The sequence below is a fragment of the Actinophytocola sp. genome (genome assembly GCF_035762905.1).
In the GTDB taxonomy this organism is placed as follows: Bacteria; Actinomycetota; Actinomycetes; order Mycobacteriales; family Pseudonocardiaceae; genus DASYTH01.
The window spans coordinates 1-7,895 of record NZ_DASUCC010000161.1; the positions used below are offsets into that span (position 1 = coordinate 1).

General features: G+C 73.0%; 7 protein-coding genes and 3 pseudogenes. 6 read left to right on the plus strand and 4 right to left on the minus strand.

Translation table 11 applies throughout. From position 1 onward, the window contains the following. Both VFV67_RS35640 and VFV67_RS35645 read left to right on the plus strand, forming a co-directional pair. Window positions 1-304 (plus strand): annotated as a pseudogene (locus tag VFV67_RS35640) (hypothetical protein); the annotation flags it as partial. A gap of 267 nt (window positions 305-571) precedes the next feature. Further along, a complete protein-coding gene (locus VFV67_RS35645; protein WP_326475133.1) occupies window positions 572-1,639 on the plus strand; it encodes an NAD-dependent epimerase/dehydratase family protein in 1,068 nt (355 codons plus the stop codon). Here the strand turns inward: VFV67_RS35645 and VFV67_RS35650 are convergent. The 3 genes from VFV67_RS35650 to VFV67_RS35660 are packed head-to-tail and all read right to left on the minus strand — an operon-like array spanning window position 1,636 to window position 4,724. Further along, window positions 1,636-2,625: a sensor histidine kinase gene (locus VFV67_RS35650; protein ID WP_414636405.1), complete on the minus strand. Its 990-nt coding sequence runs from the start codon at window positions 2,623-2,625 to the stop codon at window positions 1,636-1,638. The two genes, VFV67_RS35645 and VFV67_RS35650, sit on opposite strands and share 4 nt — an antisense overlap. Before the next feature lie 10 nt (window positions 2,626-2,635). Continuing rightward, a complete protein-coding gene (locus VFV67_RS35655) occupies window positions 2,636-3,322 on the minus strand; it encodes a response regulator transcription factor (protein ID WP_326475135.1) in 687 nt (228 codons plus the stop codon). Between the two features lie 4 nt (window positions 3,323-3,326). Beyond that, window positions 3,327-4,724 (minus strand): hypothetical protein, encoded by a 1,398-nt coding sequence (locus VFV67_RS35660; RefSeq protein WP_326475139.1) that lies wholly within the window; start codon window positions 4,722-4,724, stop codon window positions 3,327-3,329. Window positions 4,725-4,873: 149 nt separating this feature from the next. Between VFV67_RS35660 and VFV67_RS35665 the strand changes: the two genes are divergently transcribed. The 4 genes and pseudogenes from VFV67_RS35665 to VFV67_RS35680 all read left to right on the plus strand — a co-directional run. Beyond that, window positions 4,874-5,527 (plus strand): glycosyltransferase family 2 protein, encoded by a 654-nt coding sequence (locus tag VFV67_RS35665; protein WP_326475136.1) that lies wholly within the window; start codon window positions 4,874-4,876, stop codon window positions 5,525-5,527. Next, the gene (locus VFV67_RS35670; RefSeq protein WP_326475137.1) at window positions 5,524-6,198 is read left to right on the plus strand and encodes a TIGR04282 family arsenosugar biosynthesis glycosyltransferase; all 675 of its coding nucleotides are present in this window, start codon (window positions 5,524-5,526) and stop codon (window positions 6,196-6,198) included. The genes VFV67_RS35665 and VFV67_RS35670 overlap by 4 nt, the downstream gene beginning before the upstream one ends. After that, window positions 6,195-6,812 (plus strand): class I SAM-dependent methyltransferase, encoded by a 618-nt coding sequence (locus VFV67_RS35675; RefSeq protein WP_326475138.1) that lies wholly within the window; start codon window positions 6,195-6,197, stop codon window positions 6,810-6,812. The genes VFV67_RS35670 and VFV67_RS35675 overlap by 4 nt, the downstream gene beginning before the upstream one ends. After that, window positions 6,809-7,674, plus strand: a pseudogene (locus VFV67_RS35680) (molybdopterin-binding protein); the annotation flags it as partial. The gene VFV67_RS35675 and the pseudogene VFV67_RS35680, both read left to right, overlap by 4 nt. Window positions 7,675-7,702: 28 nt before the next feature. On the opposite strand, the pseudogene VFV67_RS35685 reads toward VFV67_RS35680, so the two are convergent. Next, window positions 7,703-7,895, minus strand: a pseudogene (locus VFV67_RS35685) (NAD(P)-dependent oxidoreductase); the annotation flags it as partial.

Here is a 7,895-nt window from a genome sequence, read left to right on the forward strand (position 1 = left end):
CGCCGCGCTGGGACTGTTCGTGGCCGGGGGCGCCGTGTCGATCACGCACGGCATCAGCCAGCTGCACGACCCCGAGCCGCTGGCCTACGTCGGGGTGGGCTATGCCGTGCTGGCCGTGTCCTTCCTGCTGGAGGCGGTGTCCTTCCTGCTGGCCACCGCAGGCTTGGCCGCCCATCAGATCACCGGCTCGGCCGTCCCCGACGCGCTCGGCTCGATCCTGGTCGGCGTGCTGCTCGTGGTGGTGGCCGTCGTCCTGATCAACCGCAACCGCCGGTTCCTGGTCGGACAGCAGGCTTCGTCCTGATGAGCTACCGCCGCCTAGACGACCTGATCAGCGACGCGCTCGACATCGCCCGAGCTCCCGACGACGAGGCCGAGGGCGATGGCAGCGGCGAGCAGCACGCCGCGTCCTGGTAACCTCTTCACATGGATACCTGCATTGCGCAGGTATGCCACAGGGCCGTGTTGGTTCCCCCCTCGGACACCACTTTTGGTGCGTCGAATCTGACGGTTCGGTGACGTGGCGTGGGGATGGCTCGGCTGGTTGAGTGGCGGGTTGTAGCGTCGAATCATGCGTGTGTTGATCACCGGTGGCGCGGGGTTCGTTGGCTCCCATGTTGCCGATGTCCTCGCTGATCGCGGGCACGTTCCGGTGCTTGTGGACAGTCTGTTGCCCAAGGCGCACGGCGGGCGTGCGCCGGGCTGGAGCGAGCGGCACGGGTTGCTGCGCGTCGACGTCCGCGATGGCGATCTGCTGGCCGATGCCCTTGCTGGCGTTGATGTGGTGTGCCATCAGGCGGCGATGGTCGGGCACGGGCTTGACCCGGCCGACGCGCCGGAGTACGTGCAGCACAACGACTACGGCACCGCCGTGCTGCTCGCGGCGATGCACGCGGCCGGGGTCGGGCGGCTGGTGCTGGCCTCGTCCATGGTGGTGTACGGCGAAGGGCGCTATCGGTGCCCGGCGCATGGGGTGGTTCGGCCCGGCCGGCGGCTGGAGGAGGACGTCGCGGCCGGGCGGTTCGAGCCGCGTTGCCCGCGGTGCGGCGCCGACCTCGAGCCTGGGCTGGTGCCCGAGGACGCGCCGTTCGACCCGCGCAGCAGCTACGCGGCGACCAAGGCGGCACAGGAGTATCTGGCTTCGGCGTGGGCGCGGCAGGCCGGCGGTGAGGTGTGGGCGCTGCGTTACCACAATGTGTACGGGCCGCGGATGCCGCGCGACACGCCCTACGCGGGGGTGGCGTCGCTGTTCCGGTCGGCGCTGGAGCGCGGCGAGGCGCCGACGGTGTTGGAGGACGGGCGGCAGCGGCGTGACTTCGTGCATGTGTCCGATGTGGCGGTGGCCAACGCGCTGGCGGTGGAGACCCTCGGTGTCGCGGGGGCGCTCATCGCGGTGAACATCTGCTCGGGCGAGCCGCACACGGTCGGTGAGCTGGCTACGCGGCTCGCCGCGGCGTGTGGTGGGCCGCCGCCGCAGGTGATCGGTGGCGCCCGGCCGGGCGACGTCCGGCATGTGGTCGCCGACCCCACCAATGCCCGCCGGCTGCTCGGTTTCCGCGCACGGGTGCCGTTCGCCGACGGGGTCGCCGGCTTCGCCACCGATCCGCTGCGCGCGCCGGCCGCGCTGGCCGGACCCTAGACGCGGGCGAGCGGGAGGCGGACCTCGAAGCGGCAGCCGGGGCCGTGGTTGTGGGCGTCGATGCGGCCGCTGTGCGCTTCCACCAGGCCTTTGGCGATGGCCAGGCCCAGGCCGGCGCTCGCGGGCTCGTCGCGAACCGTGGACGGGGTGCGGGCGGCGGTGCCGCGGAAGGCCACGTCGAACACCCGGGACAGCTCGTTTTCCGGGATTCCCCCGCAGCCGTCGTCGACGGCCAGCACCGCCTCGCCGCCGTCGACGCCCACCTGGATGGCCACGGTGCCGTCCGGCGGCGTGTGCCGGATCGCGTTGGATACCAGGTTGCGCACGATCCGGGCCAGCTCCGGGTCGCTGCCGAGCACCACCGGCCAGGCCGCGGCGTTGGCAAGGACCTTGACCCGCTTGCGTTCCGCCACGGGCAGTTGGGCCCCGAGCGCGTCGGCCACCACGTCCTGCAGCGAGACGGCGGACATGGTCAGGTGTAGTGCGCCCGCGGTGATCCGGGACCGCTCGAACAGGTCGTCGACCATGCCGGCCAGCCGCTTGGTCTCCGCGCCGATCTGGTGGGCGTAGCCGGCCAGCGGAGTGCGCAGGTCGTGGCTGATCCAGGCGACCAGCTCGCGCCGGGACGCCTCCGCCGCGCGTTCCCGGTCCCGCGCCTCGCGTTCCCAGACGCTGCGCCGCGCGATCGAGGAGCCGAGCAGGATCGCGACCGGCACGGTGACCAGCGCGACCAGCAGGCACACCAACAGCATCGTGGTCAGCGTGCTGGTGAACATGAACCCGCTGACCCCGATCACCCCGGCCACCGTCGCGGCCACCGGGATGAACACCAGCACGGTCATGTTCCTGGCGAGCGATCCCTTGCGCAACAGGTAGAGCAGCAGCACCCCGGCCACGGTGATCGGCAGGGTCAGGGCGAGCACCACGGGCAGCACGTGCAGGGCATGCTCGATCATCTTGCCGAGCGGCTCACTGGGCTCAATCACGTCCTGGGCCTCAGTAGCCGTGCTCATACCGGTATCCGACTCCCCACACGGTCACGATCCGGCTGGGTTTGGCCGGCGTGTCCTCGATCTTCTCGCGCAACCGTCGCACATGGACGGTCACTGTGGACTGATCACCGAAGTCCCAGCCCCATACCTTCTCCAGCAGTTGCTCCCGGGTGAACGCCTCGCCTGGGCGGGACATCAGGAACATCAGCAGGTCGAACTCGCGGGTGGTCAGCGCGAGTTCGGCGCCGCGGATGGTGGCCCGGTGCGCGGCGAGGTCGAGCGCCAGCTCACCGTCGACCAACTCGCGGTCCTCAGGCCGCGGCGGCGTCGCGCGAGCCCGGCGCAGCACCGAGGACACCCGCAGGGCAAGCTCCCGAGGGCTGAACGGCTTGGTCACGTAGTCGTCGGCGCCCAGTTCGAGGCCGGCGATGCGGTTCTCCTCCTCGCCGAGCGCGGTCAGCATCACCACCGGGACGGTGCTGCGCCGCCGGAGCCTGCGGCACACCTCCAGGCCGTCCATGCCCGGCAGCATGAGGTCGAGCACGACCAGGTCGGGCTGGTGTTCGGCGGCCCAGCGCAGCGCATCCTCCCCGTTGTCGGCGAGGGACACCTGGTGCCCGCCGAGCTCGAGGTAGCGGCGCACGACGTCGCGCACGTTCAGGTCGTCGTCGACGACGAGCACTCGCGTCATGGCATCACCAGTTCGTCAGGAGCACATGGTTCACGACGAGGGCGACCGCCGCGCCCGCGGCGAGCCAACCACGCCGGGTGGATGCCGGCAGCAGCGCCGCGCCCGCCACCAACCACACCGCGAACGGTAGCCAGATCCGCTCCACCTCGGCCTTGGACAGCCCGGACAGTGTCGCGGCCACCACGGCGAGCACCGCCCCGCGCACCAGAATGATCACCGCCGACCCGTCGGCGGGCGGCCGGCCGGGCAACCCCGCGTCGAACCGCCGCGCCGCCCGCCACAGCCCGGCGGCCGCGGCCGGCCCGACCGCCAGCACCAGGCAGGCGAGATCGGCCCACACCCAGTACGCGTACGGCCGGGCGATCGCCACACTCTGGTCGTAGCGCTGCAGCACCAGAACATAGCCATCCAGCCACCAGAACCCGGCCGCCGCGAACGCCGCCACCACGGCCAGCGCCCCAGCCACCGCGGCCACGAACGCCCGCCGGCTCCGCCGCGCCAGCACCACACCAAGCGCGATCGGCGCCAGCAACACCAGCCCGTAGGACAGAAAGATCCCGAACCCGAGCAGCACTCCACCCGCACAGGGAATGCCGATGCCGCCGCGGCGGGCGCCGATCGCCAGCAGGGCCACCCCGGTTGCGGTCACCCCCGCGAACAGGCCGTCGGCACAGGCGCCGATCCAGACCGCGCCGGGGAGGAGGGCCACGAAGGGCAGCGCGGCGCGGGCCAGGTCGGGGCGGCCGAGGGCGGCGATGGTGACCGGGACGGCGACGGTCGCGGCGCCGGCGACGAGGACGCAGGTCACGGCGGCCCAGGCGCCACCGGACAGGCCGATGCGGTCCAGCCAGACGAAAACCAGTGTGGCGCCGGGGGGATGACCGGCGACGTGGGTGATCCAGGAGTCGGGCTGGCCGTCGAGGATGTGGTCGGTGAACGTGCGCAGAAATTGCGGCAGGTCGGTGATCCCGGGCACCGCGTGCAGGTACTCGTCGCGGGTGGTGAGACGGCTGGCCACCCCCCGGTGCCAGCCGTCCACCAGCGCCAGCGCGAACGTCCAGGACACGGCGAGCAGGTAGCCCGCGGCCAGCGCCGCGCGCCACCGCAGCCGGGCGGCGAGCGCCGGACCCCAGGCGACGGCGGCCGCCGCGATCAACGCGGCGAGCGGGGTGCCCGGCCCGATGTGTGGCAGCCACTCGCCGAGGACCGGCCACTCGCCGAACGTCCTCGGCGCACCGGGAAAGTACGGGTCACCGGCCAGCCGGAGGTCGAGGGCGAACCCGATCGCGAGCGCCACACCTACCAGCGCGATGGCCAGCCCGCCGGCGATCAGGTCGGCCCGCAGCGACCGGGTCCTCGGCTCGGCGGATTCGGTCGGCGCGGCCGGCCGGCCGGAGAGCAGGGGCACCTGGGCACGGTAACGCCGTTGCGGCGGTGTTGCCGGACCGTGCGGGCTTCCGTCAGCACACCGTAAGATCTCCGCCGGCCGTCACATTTCGGTAAGCGCCGCAAGGGTTTCAGGACTGTCCGGCGTGGACCTAGCGTGGCGGCATGGATCTCGTGGACGTGGTGCTGCCCTGCCTGGACGAGGCCGCCGCGCTACCGGCCGTGCTGGCCGCGATTCCGGCCGGCTACCGGGCGATCGTGGTGGACAACGGCTCGACGGACGGCTCCCCCGCCGCGGCGGCCGAGCACGGCGCGACCGTGGTGCACGAGCCCCGGAAGGGGTACGGGGCGGCGGTGCACACCGGGCTGGAGCACGCCACCGCGGAGATCGTCTGCTTCCTCGACGCGGACGGCTCGCTCGACCCGGCCGAGCTGCCGCGACTGGTGGCGCTGGTCGACGGCGGCCGGGCCAGGCTCGCCGTCGGCCGGCGGGTGCCGGTCGGGCGCGGCACGTGGCCGTGGCACGCCAGGGCGGGAAACCTGGCGCTGGCGGCGATCCTGCGCCGCCGGGGGCTGCCGGTGTCCGACATAGCGCCGATGCGCGCCGGCCGGCGCACCGACCTGCTCGACCTCGGTGTCCGGGACCGGGCCTTCGGCTACCCGCTGGAGCTGTTGATCCGCGCCGCGCGGGCGGGTTGGCCGGTGGTCGAGCTGGACGTGGCGTACCGGCCGCGCGCCGCGGGCACCCGGTCCAAGGTGTCCGGTTCGGTGCGCGGAACCCTGCGCGCGGTGCGGGACATGGTGGCGGTGCTGCGATGACCTGCCTGCTCGTGGTGGCCAAGGCACCGGTGCCCGGGCTGGCCAAAACCAGGCTGAGCCCGCAGGTCGGCGCCCGCCGGGCGGCCAGGCTCGCCGCCGCAGCCCTGTTGGACACACTGGATGCCGTGCTCGCCACCCCCGGCACGGTTGCGGTGGTGGCCATGACCGGGGCGCTGGCCGAGGCCGAACGGGCCGCCGAGCTGTCCCTCGCCTTGGCCGGCTGCCTGGTCATTCGCCAGCGCGGCGAGAGTTTCGCCGACCGGCTGGCCAACGCCCATGGCGACCTGGTCCAGTGTGGACGGTCGGTGGTGCAGATCGGTATGGACACCCCGCAGGTGAGCCCGGAGCTGCTCACCGAGTCGATCGAGGCGTTACACGCGCCGGGGGTGGATGCCGTGCTCGGACCGGCGACCGACGGCGGCTGGTGGTGCCTCGGCCTGCGCTCGCCGGCCGACGCGAAGGCGCTGCGGCAGGTGCCGATGTCGCGCTCGGACACCGGAGCGCGGACCAGGTTGGCGCTACGCCGAGCCGGTCTCGCCGTCGACGAGCTCGCCGAGCTGTCCGATGTGGACACGATGGCGGACGCGGAGCGGGTGGCCATACTGGTGCCGCGCGGCCGGTTCGCCGCGGAACTGGCCGAGGCCGGACGGCCGGCGGTGACCCGGCGATGACCCATCGGACCACCGCGTTCGAACCGGGGCTGCTCGGCCGGCGATGCTGGCTGGAGCTGGCCACCGGTGAGCGCATCAACCTGCCCATCCAACGGTGGCGAGCACCGTCCGGAGCCGGCGACGAGCTGCTGCTGCGGTGCTGCACCGGGCCGACCCTGGATATCGGATGCGGACCCGGACGGCTCACCGCCGCCCTGGTCAACCGCGGAGTGGTGGCGCTCGGCGTGGACATCTCGCCGGTGGCGGTGCGGCTCACCCGGGCCAGGGGTGCCCCGGCGATCCGGCGCGACGTGTTCGCCCGGCTTCCCGGCGAGGGCCGGTGGCACCACGCCCTGCTGGCCGACGGGAACATCGGCATCGGCGGCAACCCCACGCGGCTGCTGCGCCGGCTGCGAGAGCTACTCGCGCCGGGCGGCACCGCGCTGGTGGAGCTGGACCCGCCGGGTCACGGGCTGCGGCGCGACCGGGTCCGGGTCAACGGCGCGGACCACTGGTTCGCCTGGGCCTGGCTCGGCGCCGACGCCATCGCCGACACGGCGCGGGAGGCCGGCATGGTGGTCCACTGGCTGGCCGAACGTGGCGGGCGCTGGTTCGCCGAGCTGGTCAAGCCGTGATACCCAAGGAATCCGACTTCCACCGCCACGCCCACGACGAGCGGGTGACCGCCAGGATCGGCCTCTGGCTGGGCATCGCGTTCGCGATCTGCTTCGTCACCGGCCTGATCAGCCATGCCATCCAGCACCCGCCGGCCTGGTTCTTCTGGCCCAGCCGGCCGGTGAACGCCTACCGGATCACCCAGGGCCTGCACGTGATCTCCGGTGTGGCCGCGATCCCGCTGCTGCTGGCCAAACTCTGGACCGTCTACCCGAAACTGTTAAGCCGGCCGGTGGTGCGCTCGCTGCCCCACGCCCTCGAGCGGCTCTCCATCCTGGCGCTGTCCGGCGCGGCGTTCTTCGAGCTCGGCACCGGGCTGTTCAACACGGCACAGAACTACCTGTGGGGCTTCTCCTTCCCCACCGCGCACCACGTGGTCGCGTGGATCGCCGCCGGCTCCATCCTGCTGCACATCGCGGTGAAGCTGCCCGCGATCCGCCGCGGGCTGACCCGGCTCAGTCCCGACCCGCCGTCTCCCGACAACCGGGCCGTACTGGACCGGCAGGCCTTCCTGCGCACCACCGCCCTCGCCGCCGCGGCCGCGGCCCTGGCCACCGCCGGCGGCACGATTCCCCTGCTGCGCCACATATCCCCCTTGCCTGGCGCTCCGACCGCGGACCGCAGGGACTGCCGGTCAACCGCACCGCGGCCGCGGCCGGGGTGACCGAGGCGGCGCGGGATCCCGCGTGGCGGTTGGAGATCGTGACACCGACCGGATCGCACTCCCGCACGCTGGCCGAGCTGTCCACCATGCCGCAGACCACCGCCGAGCTGCCGATCGCGTGCGTCGAGGGATGGAGCGCGTCCGCCGCCGCAGCCGGCCGTACAGCTCGGAGAGGGACATGTCGGATCAGCCCAGGCCCTCGACGAACCCGGTGCGCCAGCTCGGGTACCGCGGCGTCCAGCCCAGCTCGCGTTTGATCTTCTCGCTGCGGATCCCACGGGCCTGCGTCATGATCTGCACCGCGCCCTTGCCGGCCAGCGTGCGGGCCAGCCAGGCCGGCACCCGGCGTGGCGGTTTGGCGCCCAGCACCCGCGCCAGC

What these genes read in the sequence shown, in the direction of transcription:
- VFV67_RS35655 (WP_326475135.1), bottom strand. Translation starts at nt 3,322, where the DNA reads ATGACGCGAGTGCTCGTCGTCGACGACGACCTGAACGTGCGCGACGTC.
- VFV67_RS35645 (WP_326475133.1), top strand. Translation starts at nt 572, where the DNA reads ATGCGTGTGTTGATCACCGGTGGCGCGGGGTTCGTTGGCTCCCATGTT.
- VFV67_RS35665 (WP_326475136.1), top strand. Translation starts at nt 4,874, where the DNA reads ATGGATCTCGTGGACGTGGTGCTGCCCTGCCTGGACGAGGCCGCCGCG.
- VFV67_RS35670 (WP_326475137.1), top strand. Translation starts at nt 5,524, where the DNA reads ATGACCTGCCTGCTCGTGGTGGCCAAGGCACCGGTGCCCGGGCTGGCC.
- VFV67_RS35675 (WP_326475138.1), top strand. Translation starts at nt 6,195, where the DNA reads ATGACCCATCGGACCACCGCGTTCGAACCGGGGCTGCTCGGCCGGCGA.